General features: G+C 56.8%; 14 protein-coding genes, 1 tRNA gene and 1 pseudogene. 6 read left to right on the top strand and 10 right to left on the bottom strand.

The window, feature by feature from the left end; genetic code table 11:
• Positions 1–65: 65 nt before the first annotated feature.
• The 3 genes from acnD to prpB all read right to left on the bottom strand — a co-directional run bounded on the left by acnD (position 66) and on the right by prpB (position 4904).
• Positions 66–2660 (bottom strand): Fe/S-dependent 2-methylisocitrate dehydratase AcnD, encoded by a 2595-nt coding sequence (acnD, locus tag CAter10_RS16870; RefSeq protein WP_061534319.1) that lies wholly within the window; start codon positions 2658–2660, stop codon positions 66–68.
• Between the two features lie 143 nt (positions 2661–2803).
• Positions 2804–3967 (bottom strand): bifunctional 2-methylcitrate synthase/citrate synthase, encoded by a 1164-nt coding sequence (prpC, locus tag CAter10_RS16865; protein ID WP_061534318.1) that lies wholly within the window; start codon positions 3965–3967, stop codon positions 2804–2806.
• A 49-nt stretch (positions 3968–4016) separates the two neighbouring features.
• Positions 4017–4904 (bottom strand): methylisocitrate lyase, encoded by an 888-nt coding sequence (gene prpB / locus CAter10_RS16860; protein ID WP_061534317.1) that lies wholly within the window; start codon positions 4902–4904, stop codon positions 4017–4019.
• 262 nt (positions 4905–5166) lie between these two features.
• Between prpB and prpR the strand changes: the two genes are divergently transcribed.
• The gene (gene prpR / locus CAter10_RS16855; protein WP_061534316.1) at positions 5167–6831 is read left to right on the top strand and encodes a propionate catabolism operon regulatory protein PrpR; all 1665 of its coding nucleotides are present in this window, start codon (positions 5167–5169) and stop codon (positions 6829–6831) included.
• A 361-nt stretch (positions 6832–7192) separates the two neighbouring features.
• Positions 7193–9175 (top strand): AAA family ATPase, encoded by a 1983-nt coding sequence (locus CAter10_RS16850; RefSeq protein ID WP_061537380.1) that lies wholly within the window; start codon positions 7193–7195, stop codon positions 9173–9175.
• Here the strand turns inward: CAter10_RS16850 and CAter10_RS24610 are convergent.
• The 4 genes from CAter10_RS24610 to mutL form a co-directional block, all read right to left on the bottom strand.
• Entirely contained in the window at positions 9143–9334 is a 192-nt protein-coding gene (locus CAter10_RS24610; RefSeq protein WP_417924728.1) for a hypothetical protein, read from the bottom strand. The two genes, CAter10_RS16850 and CAter10_RS24610, sit on opposite strands and share 33 nt — an antisense overlap.
• A 253-nt stretch (positions 9335–9587) precedes the next feature.
• A tRNA-Met gene (locus CAter10_RS16845) sits at positions 9588–9664 on the bottom strand.
• A gap of 89 nt (positions 9665–9753) precedes the next feature.
• On the bottom strand, positions 9754–10752 hold the full coding sequence (gene miaA / locus CAter10_RS16840; protein ID WP_061534314.1) for a tRNA (adenosine(37)-N6)-dimethylallyltransferase MiaA: 999 nt from the start codon (positions 10750–10752) through the stop codon (positions 9754–9756).
• A 5-nt stretch (positions 10753–10757) separates the two neighbouring features.
• Complete coding sequence (mutL, locus tag CAter10_RS16835; RefSeq protein WP_061534313.1) at positions 10758–12635, bottom strand: DNA mismatch repair endonuclease MutL; 1878 nt, start codon at positions 12633–12635, stop codon at positions 10758–10760.
• A gap of 157 nt (positions 12636–12792) precedes the next feature.
• Here mutL and CAter10_RS16830 point away from each other — a divergent pair, with 157 nt between their 5' ends.
• Positions 12793–13437, top strand: a complete 645-nt coding sequence (locus tag CAter10_RS16830) for a VTT domain-containing protein (RefSeq protein ID WP_061534312.1) — start codon at positions 12793–12795, stop codon at positions 13435–13437.
• A gap of 112 nt (positions 13438–13549) precedes the next feature.
• On the opposite strand, the gene CAter10_RS16825 is transcribed toward CAter10_RS16830, so the two are convergent.
• Both CAter10_RS16825 and tsaE read right to left on the bottom strand, forming a co-directional pair.
• The gene (locus CAter10_RS16825; RefSeq protein ID WP_061534311.1) at positions 13550–14926 is read right to left on the bottom strand and encodes an N-acetylmuramoyl-L-alanine amidase; all 1377 of its coding nucleotides are present in this window, start codon (positions 14924–14926) and stop codon (positions 13550–13552) included.
• A pseudogene (gene tsaE, locus CAter10_RS16820) lies at positions 14890–15374 on the bottom strand (tRNA (adenosine(37)-N6)-threonylcarbamoyltransferase complex ATPase subunit type 1 TsaE). Before tsaE ends, CAter10_RS16825 begins: the two are co-directional and overlap by 37 nt.
• A 47-nt stretch (positions 15375–15421) precedes the next feature.
• Between tsaE and queG the strand changes: the two are divergent.
• On the top strand, positions 15422–16567 hold the full coding sequence (queG, locus tag CAter10_RS16815) for a tRNA epoxyqueuosine(34) reductase QueG (protein ID WP_061534310.1): 1146 nt from the start codon (positions 15422–15424) through the stop codon (positions 16565–16567).
• Here queG and CAter10_RS16810 read toward each other — a convergent pair.
• Positions 16535–17428, bottom strand: a complete 894-nt coding sequence (locus CAter10_RS16810) for an AEC family transporter (RefSeq protein ID WP_061535423.1) — start codon at positions 17426–17428, stop codon at positions 16535–16537. The genes queG and CAter10_RS16810 overlap by 33 nt on opposite strands.
• 658 nt (positions 17429–18086) lie before the next feature.
• Between CAter10_RS16810 and CAter10_RS16805 the strand changes: the two genes are divergently transcribed.
• Both CAter10_RS16805 and xerD read left to right on the top strand, forming a co-directional pair.
• The gene (locus CAter10_RS16805; protein WP_061534309.1) at positions 18087–18620 is read left to right on the top strand and encodes a methylated-DNA--[protein]-cysteine S-methyltransferase; all 534 of its coding nucleotides are present in this window, start codon (positions 18087–18089) and stop codon (positions 18618–18620) included.
• Positions 18617–19555, top strand: coding sequence for a site-specific tyrosine recombinase XerD (gene xerD / locus CAter10_RS16800; protein ID WP_082797961.1), 939 nt, complete (start codon positions 18617–18619; stop codon positions 19553–19555). Before CAter10_RS16805 ends, xerD begins: the two co-directional genes overlap by 4 nt.
• Positions 19556–19765: the final 210 nt, after the last annotated feature.

The following is a 19765-nucleotide window of genomic DNA, read 5'->3' as shown; positions in this document are numbered from 1 at the left end:
TTACTCTGACCCCAGTTAGCTCTTTGTGTTACGCGCGCCGAAAACTAGATTGCGTTTGTCGCGTCTCAGGCAGACGTCGACGATTCGAGGAAGTCCTGCGCAAAACGTTGCAGCACGCCACCGGCTTCGTAGATCGATACTTCTTCCGCTGTATCAAGACGGCAGGTTACCGGCACTTCCAGGCGCTCGCCGTTCTTGCGATTGATGACTAACGTCAGCGTCGTGCGCGGCGTACGTTCGCCCAGCACGTCGAAGGTTTCGCTGCCGTCAATTTGCAGGGTGTTGCGGTTCACACCCGGCTTGAACTCCAGCGGCAGCACGCCCATGCCGACCAGGTTGGTGCGGTGGATGCGCTCGAAGCCTTCCGCGACGATGGCTTCCACACCAGCCAGCCGTACGCCTTTGGCGGCCCAGTCGCGTGAAGAACCTTGGCCGTAGTCGGCGCCGGCGATCACGATCAGTGGCTGCTTGCGTTCCATGTAAGTCTCGATGGCTTCCCACATGCGCGTGACCTTGCCTTCCGGTTCGACGCGGGTCAGCGAGCCGGCTTTGACCTTGCCGTTTTCCTTTACCATTTCATTCTTCAATGTCGGATTGGCGAAGGTGGCGCGCTGTGCTGTGAGGTGATCGCCCCGATGCGTGGCGTAGGAGTTGAAATCCTCTTCCGGTAAGCCCATCTTGGCCAGGTATTCGCCGGCGGCGCTATCGAGCATGATGGCGTTCGATGGCGACAGGTGATCGGTAGTGATGTTGTCGCCCAATACCGCCAGCGGCCGCATGCCCTTCATCGTGCGCGCGCCGGCCAGTGCGCCTTCCCAGTACGGCGGACGGCGGATGTAGGTAGTCTGCGGACGCCAGTCGTACAGCGGGCTGACTTTCTCGCCGTTATCGGCAACCACGGCAAACATTGGTTCGTAGACTTTGCGGAACAGCTCAGGCTCGACGCTGGCAGCGACGATGGCGTCGATTTCTTCATCGGATGGCCAGATGTCTTTCAGCGTCACGGGATGACCGGCAGCGTCAATGCCGAGGATATCCTTTTCGATGTCGAAACGGATGGTGCCGGCAATCGCATAGGCCACTACCAGCGGCGGCGAGGCCAGGAAAGCCTGTTTGGCGTAAGGATGGATACGGCCGTCGAAATTGCGATTACCCGAGAGGACCGCGGTGGCGTACAGGTCGCGCTCGACGACTTCTTTCTGGATCACCGGATCGAGGGCACCGCTCATGCCGTTGCAGGTGGTGCAGGCAAAGGCCACGACGCCGAAGCCCAGTTTTTCCAGTTCCGGCAGCAATCCTGCTGCTTCCAGATACAGTGCCACCGTCTTGGAGCCAGGTGCGAGCGAGCTTTTTACCCAAGGCTTGCGCAGCAGGCCGCGCGCATTCGCGTTGCGCGCCAGCAGGCCGGCGGCGATCATGTTGCGCGGGTTGTTGGTGTTGGTGCAGCTGGTGATGGCGGCGATAATCACGGCGCCATCAGGCATCAGGCCCGGTTCATTTTCTACCGTACCGCTGATGCCGCGTGCTGCCAGCTCCGAAGTCGGCACGCGATTGTGCGGGTTGGATGGCCCGGCGATATTGCGCACCACGGACGACAGGTCGAAGCGGATCACGCGTTCGTACTCGGCATTCTTCAGGCTGTCCGCCCACAGGCCGGTTTCCTTGGCGTAGAGCTCCACCAGCTTGACCAGCGCATCGTCGCGGCCGGTGAGCTTCAGGTATTTGATGGTTTGCTCGTCGATGTAAAACATCGCGGCAGTGGAGCCGAACTCCGGCGCCATGTTGGAAATGGTGGCGCGGTCGCCCAGCGTCAGGTGGGAGGCACCTTCGCCGTAGAATTCCAGATAGGAGGACACAACTTTCTGCGCACGCAGGAACTCGGTCAGCGCCAGCACGATGTCGGTCGCGGTGATGCCCGGCTGTGGCTTGCCCGTCAGTTCAACGCCGATGATATCCGGCAGGCGCATCCACGAAGCGCGGCCCAGCATCACGCTTTCCGCTTCCAGGCCGCCGACGCCGATGGCGATCACGCCCAGCGCATCCACCATCGGCGTGTGGCTGTCGGTGCCGACCAGCGTATCCGGGAAGGCGACGCCGTCCTTCACTTGGATCACCGGCGACATGCGCTCAAGGTTGATCTGGTGCAGGATGCCGTTGCCAGGCGGGATGACGTCAACGTTTTTGAACGCCTTCTTGGTCCAGTTGATGAAATCGAAGCGGTCTTCATTACGACGGTCTTCGATGGCGCGGTTCTTGTCGAAGGCGTCGGCGTCGAAGCCGCCGCATTCAACGGCCAGTGAGTGATCTACTACCAGCTGCGTCGGCACCACGGGGTTGACCAGGGCAGGGTCGCCGCCTTGCAGGGCAATCGCATCGCGCAGGCCGGCGAGGTCGACCAGTGCGGTCTGGCCGAGGATGTCGTGACACACCACGCGCGCCGGGAACCACGGGAAGTCGAGGTCGCGTTTGCGTTCGATGAACTGTTTCAGGGAGTCGGTCAGTGTCGCCGGGTCGCAACGGCGCACCAGGTTCTCGGCCAGCACACGCGAGGTGTACGGCAGTTTGTCGTAGGCGCCAGGCTGGATGGCATCGACAGCTGCCCGCGTGTCGAAGAAATCCAGCTTGGTGCCGGGCAGGGGTTTGCGGTTTGCTGTGTTCATGGCTCAGTCAGAGAAGAAGGTAAAGCTCGAGACAAAAAAACAGATGCCGTCATTCCCGCGAACGCGGGAATCCATTTTGCACTCGTAACCTGGATCCCCGCGTTCGCGGGGATGACGGCGTTTTTAGAAATTGCCTTAAATGATCAACGTTTAGCGATCGGCACAAACTCCAGATTGTCCGGGCCGACATAATTGGCCGATGGACGAATGATCTTGTTGTCGATACGTTGTTCGATCACGTGTGCGGCCCAGCCAGAGGTGCGGGAAATCACGAACAGCGGGGTAAACATCGCGGTCGGCACACCCATCATGTGGTACGAAACAGCCGAGAACCAGTCCAGGTTCGGGAACATTTTCTTGACTTCCCACATCACGCTTTCCAGACGCTCGGCGATGTCGAACATCGCTGTCGATCCGGCTTCCACCGACAACTTGCGGGCCACTTCCTTGATGACCTTGTTGCGCGGATCGGAGACGGTGTACACCGGATGGCCGAAGCCGATCACCACTTCCTTGTTCTCTACGCGGCTGCGGATATCGGCTTCCGCTTCATCCGGATTGTCGTAACGTTTCTGGATTTCCAGTGCGACTTCATTCGCGCCGCCATGCTTCGGGCCGCGCAGTGCGCCGATGGCGCCAGTGATGGCAGAGTAGAAATCGGAACCGGTGCCGGCAATCACGCGGCTGGTGAACGTGGAGGCATTGAACTCGTGTTCCGCATACAGGATCAGCGACACGTGCATCGCCTTTTCCCACGAGGCCGACGGTTTCTTGCCGTGCAACAGGTGCAGGAAATGGCCGCCGATGGATTCGTCGTCGGTTTCAACTTCGATGCGCTTGCCATTGTGGCTGAAGTGATACCAGTACAGCAGCATCGAGCCGAACGAAGCCATCAGGCGGTCGGCGATGTCGCGTGCGCCTGGTGCATTGTGGTCTTCTTTCTCGGGCAGCGTGCAGCCCAGCACCGACACGCCGGTGCGCATCACGTCCATCGGATGCGAGGCGGCAGGCAACGCTTCCAGCGCCGCCTTGACGCTGGCCGGCAGGCCGCGCAGGGATTTCAGTTTGGTCTTGTAACCCTTGAGTTCGGCAGCAGTCGGCAACTTGCCATGCACCAGAAGATAGGCGATTTCTTCGAACTCGCAGGTGTCAGCGATATCCAGGATGTCATAGCCACGGTAGTGCAGGTCGTTGCCGGTTTTACCGACGGAACACAGCGCAGTATTGCCAGCGGTGACGCCAGACAGCACGACGGATTTTTTTGGCTTAAAGGGGGTCGACTGCGCAGTTGCTTGTGCTTCACTCATTTTTTAGTCTCCTGACGGAAGGGAATCGGGGTGTCTTGAAATCGGGGCGTTATTTCTTTTGTGCGGCAAACAGGGCATCCAGATGCCGCTCGAAATCGTGATAATTGATCCGGTCATACAATTCCATGCGGGTCTGCATGGTGTCGATCACATTCTTTTGCGTGCCGTCGCGACGGATTGCGGCGTAGACGTTTTCTGCCGCCTTGTTCATGGCGCGGAACGCTGACAACGGATACAGCACCAGGCCGACATCGGCCGATTTCAGTTCGTCCACAGTAAACAATGGCGTCGAGCCGAATTCAGTGATGTTGGCCAGCACCGGTACCTTGACCGCGGCGGCAAATTGCTTGTACATCGCCAGCTCGGTTATCGCTTCCGGGAAAATCATGTCGGCGCCGGCTTCAACGCAGGCAATCGCGCGATCCAGCGCCGATTCCAGCCCTTCCACTGCCAGCGCATCGGTGCGCGCCATGATGACGAAGTTGTCGTCGGTGCGGGCATCGACGGCGGCCTTGATGCGGTCAACCATTTCCTGCTTGCTGACGATTTCCTTGTTCGGACGATGGCCGCAACGCTTGGCGCCGACCTGGTCTTCGATATGGATCGCTGCCGCGCCGAACTTGATCATCGATTTGACGGTGCGCGCCACGTTGAAGGCGCTGGCGCCGAAGCCGGTATCCACATCGACCAGCAAAGGCAGATCGCAGACATCGGTGATGCGGCGCACATCGGTCAGCACATCGTCCAGATTGGAAATGCCAAGGTCAGGCAAGCCCAGCGAACCGGCCGCGACACCGCCGCCGGACAAGTAAATGGCTTTGTAACCGGCACGCTTGGCCAGCAAGGCGTGATTGGCGTTGATCGCGCCGATCACCTGTAGCGGGGATTCTTCCTGTACCGCCTTGCGGAAGGCGGCGCCTGCGGAATGCTGACTCATGTGTTCTCCTGATGAATGGCTGGTTGTTTCATGCAGATGTCTGCACGATGGATCTTCCTGCGATAAAGCAATCGCCATGCCACGCAAGTAACGACTCACAGGGGAACGTGCCAGGTATTTGAATAGTTTCATTAAATCAATGGCTTATGACGATTTTTTGTTGAGGGTAAAATCCATCTGATGCCAAATTGAGCAATTGATTTGTTTCATTCGATGTTACATTTACGTGTATTGAAACATTGATGTTCCACATATTTGAAACATGCAACATCCACTTCCTCCCCGCCGTAAGCTCGGCGATGCCCACGATCCCGCCAACGCCAGCCAAAAGCCGGTGATCTGGACCGTTTCGGTCTCGCGCTTGTCAGACCTGTTCCGCGACATCACGCTGGAATACGACGACCGCGCGAGCATCGAACCCATTCATCTCGGCTTCGACGAAGCCGCGCGCTACATCCGTGAGCGGATGGAAACCGAACGCTGCGACGCCGTGATCGCCGCCGGTTCCAACGGCGCCTATCTGAAGAGCCGGTTGTCGGTGCCGGTCGTGATCGCCAAGGCCAGTGGTTTCGACGTACTGCAGGCCTTGGCGCGCGCGCGCCAGATCACGCCCGACATCGGCATCATCACTTACCAGTCGACGATGCCGGTGCTCAAGGAATTCCAGAACGCCTTCGGCTTCAACATCCAGCAACGCGACTACGCCACCGAAGAAGATGCGCGTGCACAGATCAATGAGCTCAAGGCCAGCGGCGTCAAGGCGATTGTCGGCGCCGGCCTGATCACTGATCTGGCCGAAGAGGCCGGTCTGGCTGCGGTCTTCGTCTATTCCGCCACATCGATCCGCCAGGCCTTCGATGACGCGCTGGAAATCGCACTGCTGACGCAGCTGGAATCGAGCCGTAGTCAAGGCCACGGTCGCAATGCGCCGGTGGCCGACACGCTGCGCGCCAAGCACGGCCTCAACGATTTGCGCGGCGATTCGCCGATGATGGAAACCCTGCGCCAGTCGATCGTGCTGTATGCGAAATCGCAAGCCACGGTATTGATTCAAGGCGAAACCGGCACTGGCAAGGAACTCGTCGCCCAGGCCATCCACCGCGAAAACCCGCGCGCACTAGCCGGCAACAAGCCGTTTGTCGCTGTCAATTGCGGCGCGATTGCGGAGTCGCTGTTGGAGTCGGAATTATTCGGTTATGAAGAGGGGGCATTCACCGGCTCACGTCGCGGCGGCCATGCCGGCCTGTTCGAAGCCGCCCATCGCGGCACACTGTTCCTGGATGAAATCGGTGAAATGCCGCTGCCGCTGCAAACCCGTTTGCTACGGGTGCTGGAAGAACGCGAAGTGGTAAGAGTCGGCGGCACCCGGCCGATCCCGGTCGATGTCCGTATCATCAGCGCCACCCACTGCGACCTGGAGCAACGCGTACGCGAAGGCCGCTTCCGCGCCGATCTGTTCTATCGCCTCGCCGTATTGCGCCTGACACTGGCGCCGCTGCGCGAACGTCCGGAAGATCTGATCGTTCTGGCTGAATGGTGTTTGAAAAAAGCGCTGGCCGCGCTCGGTGCCAGACCGCATCCCAACCTGCACGCCGAACTCATCGCCTGCGCACCCTTGCTCGGCGCGTATGCTTGGCCTGGCAATGCGCGTGAGGTGCGTAACCTGATGGAAAGGCTGGCGTTGTTTTTGGCAGCTGAGCCGTTGCAGGCGCTGTCGCCGGCTTTCATTATCAGCGTTGCGCCGGAGTTTGCTCCGCGGGCATTGTCGCCTGCATTGGCAAGCGGGCCGATTGCGTCAAGCGCCACGCCAGAGGACGCTGAAAGCATTGCGCAAGTGTTGGCGCGTTTTAATGGAAACCGGGAGGCGGCTGCTAAATACCTTGGTATTAGTCGTACTACGCTTTGGCGTAAGATCAAGAGTCTATGAGTGGGAGCAATTTGCGATAGGTTGACTTTAATAGTCTGTGTAGAGTCATATAAATGCTTGGCGTCTAATCTATTTTTGTTGTTCATGGATTAAAACATGGATGCAAAAAAATTCCTTGCTCACAGCAGTTGATCTCCAATTACCTCTTATTCGCCAACACTTGGGCATAGACCGAGCTTGGTTTAGGCGCATTTTGTTTCGGGGAAATTTATTTGCAAATTTCCAACCGAAGTATAAATGACGCTTTATGATCATGTCGGATTGCAATTGAATCATCCAAATTTGCACGGCATGTTCTCTGTTCAATTCCTACACATTGAATCGAAGCATTCACCCACTTACTTGCTAGGAGTTGGATTTCATGCGTTTAAATTTCACTCAGACGTATCAATCTATATATTCGCTAGTTTCGGACGAACTTCCTGATTTTGTTGTTTTGACCGGACCCAATGGTTCAGGCAAGACACATCTCCTTAGAGCAATTGAAGCTGGACATATTTCGGTTGATGGGGTAGCCAAAAATGGCGGAGTCGCCAGATTTTTTGATGCTATGTCATTGGTGCCTACAGATACTGGTGCATTCTCAAGCGCTACTCTGCGCCAGATGCGTCAGACCACGTTACAACAGTTGAATCATTTAAAGGGAGTCGCTCGTAATGAGGTCAATGGACTTCTAGTAGGGTTGATGGCCGAAGCGTCGAAAAACAATGCGCAATTTATATTGTCTGATCCTCTTTCCGTTCTTATTGGGGATATCAATGCAATCTCGCGAAACTTAGGGGTCACAACAGAATTTGTTGAAACGACGCGCCAACAAGTTTTGCAACATATGAGTCAACGCGAATCGGAATATGTTCGAGTGAGCGGTATTAGTCCGGGGCTTCAGAAATTCTCAAAACTCAAAAATATTCCGTTGGCGCTAATTGGCGAAAAGGATCTGCAGACCGAAGCTATAGATTTATGGGGAAATGCCAACGTATTTCAACAAAGCTTAGGGCAATTGTTCGTCGCATACCGTGATATGCAACTTTTGAATAAGCTCCAACAACTCGATTTGGCGGAGAATCGGCAATCAGATGCTAAGGCGCTTTCGGAGCTTGAATTCGAAAGCCAATACGGTAAATCACCATGGGATTTCGTCAATGCAGTTTTGGAGCGAGCGCAGTTACCATTCCGAATCAATAAACCCAAGTCTAATGTTTACGACGACTTTACTCCTGTTCTCACGAAAATATCAAACGGGATAGAGGTCCCGTTTGGCCAACTCTCATCTGGGGAAAAAGTTCTGATGTCCTTCGCGTTATGTTTGTATCAGGCAAGAGACAGCCGACAGGCAATTCAATACCCTGAACTAATCTTGTTGGATGAAGTAGATGCTCCTTTGCACCCGACGATGACACGACACTTGATTGAAACGATCAAAGAGGAACTCGTAGTTCAGAGAGGTATTAAGGTCATTCTGGCAACTCACTCTCCGACCACTGTAGCTCTTGCGCCGGATGAATCTATATTTGTTATGCGCAATAGTTACAGCTTAAAAAAATCATCTAAAGAAAAAGCGGTTCGGCTTTTGACATACGGTATTCCAACACTTTCGATTAGTTTTGATGGGCGACGACAGGTGTTTGTGGAAAGTCGAATTGACGCGGAAATGTACGAAAAATTATTTCAAATTATCAAACCACAATTTGATTCGGAAGTATCACTACATTTTATTGCAGCATCTGGCGCCTCTAAGTCTGGGTCAGTAGCGGACGAGAATGGTGGGGCAACAGTTGTAAAGAATTTAGTGAGTCATCTTGAGAAGGCAGGTAATACATCTACATTTGGCATCATCGATTGGGATAAAACCAATATCTCGAACGGGCGTGTTTTTGTGCTTGCGGAAGGAAGTAGATACTCCTTGGAAAATTGTATCTTTGATCCATGCTTGGTTGGACTCAAGATCGCCAAATTGGATATAAAAATAGCAAGAGAGAAACTTAAAATTGCGGCGACAGAGACGTATATTTCCTTGGTTGGTGGAGATGTGGCACGAATGCAAGCCCTCGCGACTGCCACAGCGCGGGCCTTGGGTTTCGAGGGGGAGTGCGTTGAATGTGAATATTTGGACGGAAAAAAACTCTCTCTTCCCAAAGCGATGTTGGAAGAAAATGGACATTTCTTAGAAGATAAAATTAAGCAGGTATTTCCGATATTGCTGGGAAATTACAAAAATACCGGAAGTTTGCTAAGGACTATTGTTAATGATGTGGCGCCGGACGTTCCTGGTTGGATTCCTAAGGAATTATCAATATTGTTCAAAGGGCTTTCAACGGATATTGAAGGTCCAAACATTCAGTAGAAGCCCCCATTCTTTGCCCACTTCAACAAATTTTTGTCGATAGTTTATTAGGGCAGAGTAAAGGGGCCGTAAAACGTCCTTTTCCAGCCGGTGCAGGATATTGGTCGTCGTGCGAGCCTGCCAGGTATCGCGCATGTTTGCATGCCACTCATGTGCCACAGCCTCAAAGGTATTGGCATTGAAAGTCGCTCTGTGCAATTTTTTTCAAGTCGTTTAGCTTGGGCGGGATCATTTCCTGCTGCTTTCAGATTTTTTGCATCCATGCTGTTCAGGGGTAATACGTGGATGTAAGTACGGGAGCAAACAAGTGGATGTAAATGGGCGTTAAAGCGTTCAGAAAACAAAAAACCCGCATCAGCACTAGGCTAGAGGCGGGTTTCTGTACGTTACTGGACTTCTTGAAACGTGTTCGTGGTGGTGATAGGTGGACTTGAACCACCGACCCCAGCATTATGAGTGCTGTGCTCTAACCAACTGAGCTATATCACCAAACAAGCCCGCAATTATGCGGTTTTCGTTAAAAGCTGTCAAGAAAAACAGGATTTTGCCCCGAATTTTTGGCAAAAATTGTGACGTTATTATCGTTTTAGGGCGTTGCTGACTGTCTCCAGGACGGTCTCGGCGACATGGTTGCCGATGCAGTCGATCACGATGCGTTCCGGCATGGAACGCAGCCAGGTCAGTTGACGCTTGGCCAACTGGCGGGTGGCGGCGATGCCTTTTTCGCGTAGCTCCTGGTAGCCGTACTGGCCGTCCAGGTATTCCCAGGTCTGGCGATAGCCGACGCAGCGCATCGACGGCAAGCCGAGGTGCAGGTCGCCGCGGGCGCGCAGGGTTTCTACTTCCTGTATTAAGCCACCCTTCGTCAATCCCCCCTCCACCGGACCGTTATGTTGTTGACCTAGCATCAAATCGAAACGCTGGGCGATGCGCTGGTGCAATACGCTGCGGTCGGACGGTTCCAAAGCCAGCGGCAACGTGTCGAACGGCAGTTCGGGGGCGGGGCGGTCGGTCAGCAGCGAGGACATGGTCTGGCCGCTGAGTTCAATGATTTCCAGCGCGCGCTGGATGCGCTGGCTGTCGTTGGGTTTCAGGCGGGCGGCGGTGACCGGGTCGAGCTGGGCTAGCTTGGCGTGCATGCCGGGGACGCCGATCTGGGCAGCTTCGGCGTCGAGCCGGGCGCGTAGCGCCGGATCGGCTTGCGGCAGTTCGTCGAGGCCGTCGCGCAGGGCCTTGAAATACAGCATGGTGCCGCCGACCATCAGCACCAGCTTGCCGCGCGCGTGGATTTCCGCGAAAAGGCGTAGCGCATCGTCGCGGAATTGCATGGCCGAATAGGATTGAGTCGGCTCCATGATGTCGATCAGGTGGTGCGGGACGGCGGCCAGTTCCTCGGCGCTGGGCTTGGCGGTGCCGATGTCCATGCCGCGATACACCAGGGCCGAATCGACCGAGATGATTTCGGAGGGAATGTGGCGTGCGATTTCCAGGGCGGAGGCGGTTTTGCCGGACGCGGTCGGGCCCATGATGGCGACGACCAGCGGCTTGCGCGCGGATGATGCAGAAGAGGATGACATGCTGCTTACTGTCCGCGCAAAAAGAGTTTGTCCAAATCGGACAGAGCCAACTGGCTCCAGGTTGGACGGCCGTGGTTGCACTGGTCGGCGCGTTCGGTGGCTTCCATCTGGCGCAGCAGGGCGTTCATTTCCGGGATGGTCAGGCTGCGGTTGGCGCGCACGGCAGTGTGGCAGGCTAGCGTGCCGAGCAGTTCGTTGCGACGCTCGACCAGGACCCGGGAGCCGCCGAATTCGCGCACGTCGCGCAGCACATCGCGCGCCAGCGTTTGCGCATCGGCGTTTTTCAGCAGGGCCGGGACCGAGCGCACCGCCAGCGTAGTGGGCGACATGGCGGCGATGTCGAAGCCCAGTGCATGCAGGGTCTCGCGGTTTTCTTCGGCGGTGCCGACTTCGACGGCATCGGCGAAGAACGTCACCGGGATCAGCAGCGGTTGCACCTGCATCGCATCTTCATCCAGTGCGCCTTTCAATTGTTCGTACAGGATGCGTTCATGCGCCGCGTGCATGTCGACCAGCACCAGCCCCTTGGTGTTTTGCGCCAGGATATAAATGCCGTGTAGTTGCGCCAGTGCAAAGCCGAGCGGGAAATCGTCGGTCGGCAAGGTTTGATTGGCGGCGGGAGCTGCTGTCGCAGTATTCGCGGCATAGCCATTGGTATTGCCTGGAGTGCGGTCGCCATCGGCAAACAGTGCGCCGTAGTTGGCGGCGGTCTGGGCGACGCCATGCGTGGCCGGTGCAAACTGCGGGCCAAATGAAGTCTGGTGCTGTAGCGGTTGCGCTGCTGGTTGCAAGATCGCCTGCAAGTGCTCCTGCGAGCCGCGAATCCAGGGCATGGCGCCGGTGGGTGCGGCCAGCGGCGCCGGTGTCGCGCCAAAAGAGGTGGCCGAAGTTTGCGCCAGCGCGCGGCTGACGGCGTGGAATACGAATTGGTGCACGGCGCGGCTGTCGCGGAAGCGCACTTCGATTTTCGATGGGTGGACATTGACGTCGACCAGCGCCGGGTCCAGGTCCAATCCCAGCACATACGATGGGTAGCGGTCGCCGTGCAGCACATCCTGATAGGCGGCGCGCACCGCATGCACCAGCAGCTTGTCGCGCACGAAACGGCCGTTGACGTAGAAATATTGGGCGTCGGCGCGCGCCTTGGAAGCGGTCGGCAAGCCGACAAAGCCGTGCAGCCGCAGCGGTCCGGCCCCTTCGTCCAGCGCCAGGCGGGCGTTGGCGAACTCGCTGCCGAGGATGCTGGCGCTGCGCTTCGCCATTTCGGTGACGTTCCAGTGGTCGATTGTCTTGCCGTTATGGGTCAGCGAGAAGGATACATCCGGCCGCGCCAGGGCGATCCGTCGCACCACTTCCGCGCAATGGCCGAATTCGGTCTGTTCCGATTTCAAGAACTTGCGCCGGGCCGGCGTATTGAAATAGAGGTCTTGCACATCGACGGTGGTGCCTTGGGCGCCGGACGATGGCGTCACGGCCAGCGTGCTGCCGTCGATTTCCGAGGCGTGCGTGGCGTCGGCGGTGCGCGAGGTCAGCGTCAGTTGCGATACCGAGGCGATCGAGGCCAGCGCTTCACCGCGAAAACCTAGCGTGGCAACGTTTTCCAGGTCGTTTAGCGAGGCGATTTTGGAGGTCGCGTGGCGCGCCAGCGCCAACGGCAATTGCTCGGGTGTGATGCCACGGCCGTTGTCGGTGATGGCGATGCGCTTGACGCCGCCTTGTTCCAATCGCACCGTGATCTGGCTGGAGCCGGCGTCGAGCGCGTTTTCCAATAGTTCCTTGACCACGGCGGATGGCCGTTCGACCACTTCACCGGCGGCGATTTGCGAAATCAGGTTGTCCGGCAGTTGCTGGATCGGACGGATAGGGGAGAGCGGTGCATTCATGTGGCGATTATACCGAAGCGCCGGGCGCCGGCTGAGAGTTGCCACCTGGCTTGTTGAAAGGATTTTTTTGGCAGCGCAAACATAATCAGGCGGTCGATCTGTCTTTTTGCTGTCTTTCGTAGTGTATTATTCCCGCGCTAACTGAGGAAAATCACTTATGGACTTTATGCAATTCATCGATGTCATCCTGCATGTCGATAAATCCCTTGGCTTCTTGATTAAGGAATACGGCACGCTGATATACATGGTGTTGTTCCTGATTGTTTTTTGCGAAACCGGTTTAGTTGTGCTGCCGTTTTTGCCTGGCGATACCTTGCTGTTTGTCGCAGGCGCATTTTGTGCGACCGGTGAGATGAACATCTGGGTCCTGATTGGTTTGCTGATTATTGCGGCAACGACCGGCAACACCTTGAATTACTGGATCGGTAGCCTGATCGGGCATAAAGTCTATACCCACGATTATCGCTGGCTGGACAAGGCGGCGCTGCAAAAGACGCATGCGTTCTACGAACATCACGGCGGCAAGACCATCATCCTGTCGCGTTTTGTGCCGATCGTGCGGACTTTCGCACCGTTTGTGGCTGGCGTATCGGAAATGACGTTCTCGAAATTCCAGTTCTTCAATATTACCGGCGCCCTGTTATGGGTTGTCGGTCTGGTGACTGCGGGCTATTTCTTCGGCAATATCCCGATCATCCGCGATCATCTGAACACCATTGTGCTGATCGGTGTAGGCGCTGCGGTGGTTCCGGTGGCGGCGGGAGCGCTCTGGAAGCTGTACCGCAAGCTGCGCGGCGCGTAATCTGCTCAAAGAAATTCCCACGTGTTTGCAATAACGCTGTGGGAATGAAACAAGGGCCTGATGCATTGATTGCATCAGGCCCTTGTTGCTTTAGACCCCGCTGGATGCAGGGTCAGGTCAGGCGGTTTCTGGCCAACGGCGGATTGTGGGAGAAATACTTCTTGATGCCTTTCAAGACGGCATCGGCCATCTGGTCCTGGTAAGCATTGTCGGTCAGCTTGGCTTCTTCTTCCGGATTGGAAATGAACGCGGTTTCGATCAGGATGCTTGGGATATCTGGCGCCTTTAGCACCGCGAAGCCGGCTTGCTCTACCGCGCCCTTGTGCAATTTGTTGATGCCGCCGATTTCGCTCAGCACTGCGCTGCCGAGTTTCATGCTGTCGTTGATCTGGGCCGTGGTCGATAAATCCAGCAAGACGCTGGCCAATTGCTTGTCATGGCTCTTGATGTTGATGCCACCGATCAGGTCGGCCGAGTTTTCCTTGTTGGCCATCCAGCGTGCGGCGGTGGATGTGGCGCCTTTTTCCGACAGGGCGAATACCGATGAGCCGCGCGCGGTTGGCGTGACGAAGGCGTCGGCATGGATGGAGACGAACAGGTCAGCCTGCACCTTGCGCGCTTTTTGCACGCGCACGCCGAGCGGGACGAAGAAATCGGCGTCGCGGGTCAGCATCACACGCATGTTCGGCTGCTGCTCAATCTTGGCCTTGAGGCGTTTGGCGATCGACAGCACCACGTCTTTTTCACGATTGCCGCCACGCCCGGTGGCGCCCGGATCTTCCCCGCCATGGCCGGGATCGAGAGCGATGGTGATCATGCGCGTCAGACCGGGAGTCGGGGTACGGTCCGGCTTGGGATCGATCCGTGCAATTTGCGGCTGCTCGGGTTGTGGCTGAGGTATCTGGGGTTGCGGTTTTGGTGGCTGCGCCTGTGGTTGCGGCGGCTGCGCTTGAGCCACCTGCGGTGCTGGATCGACGGTAGAGCCGCTCGGCCATTCGCCTTTTTCGATCATCGCCGCGATCGGGTCGGGCGGATTGACCGGGTACAGGTCGAATACCAGCCGATGCTGGTAATTGCCAACCGGCGGCAAGGTAAATACCTGCGGCTTGACTTCTTCCTTCAGGTCGAACACCAGCCGCACCACATTCGGACGATTCTGGCCGACACGGACCTGCTTGATGTAAGGGTCGTTAGGCTGGATCTTGGCGACCAGTTCCTTCAAGGTCGGATTGAGTTCGATGCCTTCGATGTCAACCACCATCCGGTCCGGATTCTGCACCAGGAAATGGGAGGTCTTCAGTTCGGCGTCATTTTCCAGCGTGACGCGGGTGTAGTCTTCTGCTGGCCAGACCCGCACCGCGACAATTTGCGCGGCGCGCGCGGACATCGGCGCGAGGACTGAAATAAGCAACGTGCCGCCGGCCTTGAGGACAGTCCGGCGGATTTTTGACTTTAGAGGTTTGGTGCAAATTTCAGTCGAGCGAGACATTGACTACCCTTATCAGATAACGCCTGCAATTCTACATCACGTCCTTTGCCGGAAACACTGAGTAATACACGAATGTCGGGCTCCGGCAACGCTGGTGCCCCTTTTCCGGCCACTCGACGATACAGACGTTGGTGCTGTTGAAGTGTTCCCGGAAACCGGCCTCCAGAAATTCGTCTGGACTCGCCATCCGGTACAAGTCGAAATGGATCAATTCGACCGTCTGTTGATCGATCTGAATGGCATAAGGTTCCGCAAGAGTGTAAGTTGGACTCTTGACGTGGCCCTGGTAGCCAGCGGCGTGCAGCAAAGCACGCGTCAGAGCGGTCTTGCCGGCGCCGAGATCGCCCTGCAGATGGATCGAAAGTCCGGGCAGCAAAGCCCGTGCCAATGCCGCGCCCAAGGCGTTGGTGCCGGCTTCATCATGCAGGTGGGTAGTAAAATGCGGCATCACGTAACATAGTCCTCTATATAAAGTCTTCCCGGAATACCTGCTCGATGCTTGCAACGGATCACAATTTAATCGCTCTGGCCACCACCATCAAGGCATGGGGGCGGGAGCTTGGCTTTGCTGATATCCGCATTTCCGACGTCGACCTGGCGCAACAGGAGGCGGGTTTTCAGGCGTGGCTGGAGCTTGGCTATCACGGTGAGATGGATTATATGGCAGCGCACGGAATGAAGCGCGCCCGGCCTGCAGAATTGGTGCCCGGAACGATTCGGGCGATTGTGGCGCGCATGGACTACCTGCCGCGCGAGTACCAGGGCGATGACGGTCAATGGCGCCTGCGTGAGCAAGCCCGGCTGGGGAAGGCGGCGGCTACGGCTACGGTCTCGCTGTATGCGCGTGGCCGCGATTATCACAAGGTGTTGCGCTCGCGCCTGCAGCAGCTGGCCGACCGCATCAAGGATGAAATCGGCGAATTCGGTTACCGGGTATTCACCGATTCGGCGCCGGTGATGGAAGTGGCGCTGGCGCAGAAGGCCGGTTTAGGCTGGCGCGGCAAGCACACCTTATTGCTCAACCGCGAGGCAGGATCGTTCTTCTTCCTCGGTGAAATCCTGACCGATCTGCCGCTGCCGCTGGATGCGCCGGTCAGTTCGCATTGCGGCCAGTGCAGCGCCTGCATCGATGTTTGTCCGACCAAGGCGATTGTCGGCCCTTATCGGCTGGACGCCCGGCGTTGCATCTCTTACCTGACGATCGAGCTGAAAGGCAGCATCCCGCTTGAGTTGCGGCCGCTGATCGGCAACCGGGTGTATGGTTGCGACGATTGCCAGCTGTTTTGTCCCTGGAACAAATTCGCGCAGCCGTCCACGCTGGGCGATTTCGATGTACGCAACGGCTTGGATCAGGCCACGCTGGTGGAATTGTTCGGCTGGACTGAAACGCAATTCAACAGCCGCATGGAAGGCAGTCCGATTCGTCGCATCGGCTATCAGCGCTGGTTGCGCAACATGGCGGTGGGTTTAGGCAACGCCGCCGCGGCCGATGTGAGTACGCAGGAGATTGTGGCAGCCCTGCGTGCGCGCATCGACGATCCATCCGAGCTGGTGCGCGAGCATGTCGAATGGGCCTTGCAGCAACACGGAGCGGCTCGCAGCGATTCCTCAGTGTTGCAGCATCCACAACCAGAACGGTAGCGTCAGCGCCGACAGCATGGTGCCGGCGGAAATCAGGAAAGCCACCAGAGGACCATTGCCACCCATCCGGGCGGCCAGGATGTAGGAACTGGATGCGGTCGGCAACGCACAAAACAGCACTACGATCTGCAATTGCGCTGGCGCCAGCCTGAACCACTGTCCGATCAGGAAAGCCAGAGTTGGCAACGCCAGCAGTTTCACCGCCAGTAAATAGGCCGACAGCGCCTTGGCGCGCTGGACTCCGGTCAAATGCAGACCGGCGCCGACCAGCAACAGGCCCAATGCCAGCGCGGCACTGCCGAGGCGCGACAAGACTGCACCGGCGACTTCCGGCATTGGCAACCCCAGCAAGCTGTACAGTAATCCGCAGGCGGTAGCGATCAGCAGCGGATTACGCGCCAGTTCCTTGAACAGGCCGCCATTCTTGTGCGCCAGCGCATGCACCGCAGCCAGATTGCACAAAGGGACGCCGAAACCGATCAGTAACGCCATCATGCCGGTGGCCTCCTCGCCGCCCAACCGTGCCGCTAACGCCAGCGCCATATAGGAATTGAAGCGATAGCCGGTTTGCATGCCGGATTCGTAATCCATCGGCGCCGCCTTGATCCACGGCTTGCCGAGCCAGGTCAGGACGATGGCGCCAAGCAGCGCCAGCAAGCCGACCGCTAGCATCTTGCCGCTGGTGTCGAAGCGCAGCGGCGTGCGTGCGGTGGAGTAGAACAGTAGCGCCGGGAACAACAGGAAATACACCAGCTTTTCCGCTCCGGTCCAGAAATCGCTACCCCAATTGCTCAGGCGGCGCAGGATGACTCCAATCAGGATCAGTGTGAAGTCGGGGAGCAGCAGGTTGACGATGTACATGAAGTGGTGGATATTGGTGAAAGGCATTGCGTGTCGGCAGCTGAATGTCGCTAGCCTGGTCTGGCCGCAGTTTGCACAGGAAATTACCATGCGAACATTTGGCCGCTCATTTTATATGGGAACGTCTTGGCGCAAGTCTTTAATATTAATTTCCACGTGGAAATTAACGGTGTTTATTTGATAGGGGTTTAGTGAAAACCTATGTTGTTTCACCAAAATGATTCATATAAATTATTTGTTAAATCGTAGTAACACCTGTTACAGTGCGACCACAATTTGATATTGCTACTTAACGGTGCGGCAGATTGAACCGGATTTCGGTTTCCGGCAGTAGTAGGTATGTGACACAGAATTCAGATTTTTGAGCATGTCGGCAGGAACGGCGCCGACGATATTGAATATTTTAAGGTGGTGGTGCATAAGAACGGTATTGATACCGGGGATACTGAGGAGACCGTGCATTCCAAATGAAGCTGTCGAAACAGCCGGGAGTGCATATAGAAGCAATTTGAGGCGCATCGTCAGATGCGCCTTTTTTATTTTATGCTCAGGTCTGTTAGCATTATTCGATGTAGGAGAGGCGTTTCAAGCAAAGCGCGTGCTGGCCGCAGGTTGGCACTCTCAAATCAAATGTGAATATGTGAATAGGCCCTGCAGCATGAATATCATTTCTGATAGTCCACTCAAACGCGCCACTGGCGGCCAGCTGCCCGCGCAGCATTTCTCCGCTGTCGTGGCCGCGCCGTTCGGCGCGATCGGCATTCGCACCGACGCCGGCCTGGTACGCGAGCTGGTCTATCTGCCTTCCTCATTCCACGAAAAAGATGCGAGCGATGCGCTGGCGGAACGCGTCGTGCAGCAGGTTGGCCGCTATTTCGAGCAACCCGATTTCCGTTTCGACCTGCCTCTGGCGCCGCTCGGCACGGCTTTTCAGCACAAGGTCTGGAAAGCGATTGCAGCGATCCCGCGTGGCCAGGTGCTCACTTACGGCCAGGTCGCCAAGCTGGTGGAGTCGGCGCCGCGTGCAGTCGGCCAGGCTTGCGGATCGAATTGGTTTCCCTTGGTGATCCCCTGTCATCGGGTCACTGCTGCCGGCGGCATTGGCGGATTTTCCCATCACGATGAAGAAGACGGTTTTCATATTCGGGTCAAACGCTGGCTGCTGGAGCACGAAGGCGTGGTCGGCTTGTGAGGAAGCCGCGTGCCGATGGACCACCGAAGCCGACGCTGACCGCCGACAATCAAACCGCAATCGACGAGTTTTGCGACAGTCTGTGGCTGGAAGACGGCCTCGCCAAAAATTCCCTGGAGGCGTATCGGCGCGACATGACGCTGTTTGCGCTGTGGCTGCAGGAGCAGCCGGAGCGCAAGTCACTGTTTGCGATCGACGCTGCCGATCTGAACGCCTATTTCCTCGCCAAGCACGACACTAGCAAAGCCACGTCGTCGAATCGGCGTCTGGCGGTGTTGAAGCGTTTCTATCTGCTGGCGTTGCGGCAAAATCGCATCAGTACCGATCCCTGTCTGCACTTGCGCTCGGCCAAGCAGGTGCCGCGTTTTCCCAAGGTATTGTCGGAAGCCCAGGTGGAGGCATTGCTGGCTGCGCCCGATGTCGACACGCCGCTCGGCTTGCGCGACCGCACCATGCTGGAGTTGATGTACGCCAGCGGCTTGCGGGTATCGGAACTGGTGCTGCTGAAGACGATCGAGGTCGGCATGAAGGAGGGCGTGCTGCGGGTGACCGGCAAGGGCAATAAAACCCGGCTGCTGCCGTTCGGCGAGGAAGCGCGCAGCTGGATCGTGCGCTATTTGCACGAAGCCCGCAGCCAGATCCTGAACGGCCAGATGGATGATGCTTTATTCGTGACAGCGCGCGGCGGAGCGATGACGCGCCAGATGTTCTGGACGCTGATCAAGAAATACGCATCGCGGGCCGCCATCAATGCACCGTTGTCGCCGCATACCCTGCGCCATGCATTCGCCACCCATTTGCTCAACCATGGCGCCGATCTGCGGGTGGTCCAGCTGTTGCTGGGGCATGCCGACATATCGACCACACAGATTTACACGCATGTGGCGCGCGAACGCTTGAAGAAATTGCATGAAGAACATCATCCGCGCGGATGACGAAATATGTGCCAATGCGCAGACGAGTTGTGTGAGGGAGTATTGGTTTTTGAATAACTCATGGGCGAGTCTAGATATCGAGCCACTCTATTTTGTTGCCGATAAATAAATGTCGTGTGCTACGGCGATACGCAAACTCTGTCCCGCAATGCGCTGGCTTCTCCTGTATCCTGTACATCATCTATCAAGAGCTTATTAGGGGGCGCAATT

The organism is Collimonas arenae, assembly GCF_001584165.1.
Taxonomy (GTDB): domain Bacteria; phylum Pseudomonadota; class Gammaproteobacteria; order Burkholderiales; family Burkholderiaceae_D; genus Collimonas; species Collimonas arenae.
This window is presented reverse-complemented; position numbering and strand designations above follow the sequence as displayed.

Bases quoted from the DNA above. Each gene is read 5' to 3' on its own strand.
- CAter10_RS16825 (WP_061534311.1), bottom strand. From the start codon at position 14,926: ATGTCTCGCTCGACTGAAATTTGCACCAAACCTCTAAAGTCAAAAATC.
- acnD (WP_061534319.1), bottom strand. From the start codon at position 2,660: ATGAACACAGCAAACCGCAAACCCCTGCCCGGCACCAAGCTGGATTTC.
- CAter10_RS16830 (WP_061534312.1), top strand. From the start codon at position 12,793: ATGGACTTTATGCAATTCATCGATGTCATCCTGCATGTCGATAAATCC.
- mutL (WP_061534313.1), bottom strand. From the start codon at position 12,635: ATGAATGCACCGCTCTCCCCTATCCGTCCGATCCAGCAACTGCCGGAC.
- CAter10_RS16810 (WP_061535423.1), bottom strand. From the start codon at position 17,428: ATGTACATCGTCAACCTGCTGCTCCCCGACTTCACACTGATCCTGATT.
- prpC (WP_061534318.1), bottom strand. From the start codon at position 3,967: ATGAGTGAAGCACAAGCAACTGCGCAGTCGACCCCCTTTAAGCCAAAA.
- miaA (WP_061534314.1), bottom strand. From the start codon at position 10,752: ATGTCATCCTCTTCTGCATCATCCGCGCGCAAGCCGCTGGTCGTCGCC.
- CAter10_RS16850 (WP_061537380.1), top strand. From the start codon at position 7,193: ATGCGTTTAAATTTCACTCAGACGTATCAATCTATATATTCGCTAGTT.
- CAter10_RS16805 (WP_061534309.1), top strand. From the start codon at position 18,087: ATGAATATCATTTCTGATAGTCCACTCAAACGCGCCACTGGCGGCCAG.
- queG (WP_061534310.1), top strand. From the start codon at position 15,422: ATGCTTGCAACGGATCACAATTTAATCGCTCTGGCCACCACCATCAAG.
- prpR (WP_061534316.1), top strand. From the start codon at position 5,167: ATGCAACATCCACTTCCTCCCCGCCGTAAGCTCGGCGATGCCCACGAT.
- prpB (WP_061534317.1), bottom strand. From the start codon at position 4,904: ATGAGTCAGCATTCCGCAGGCGCCGCCTTCCGCAAGGCGGTACAGGAA.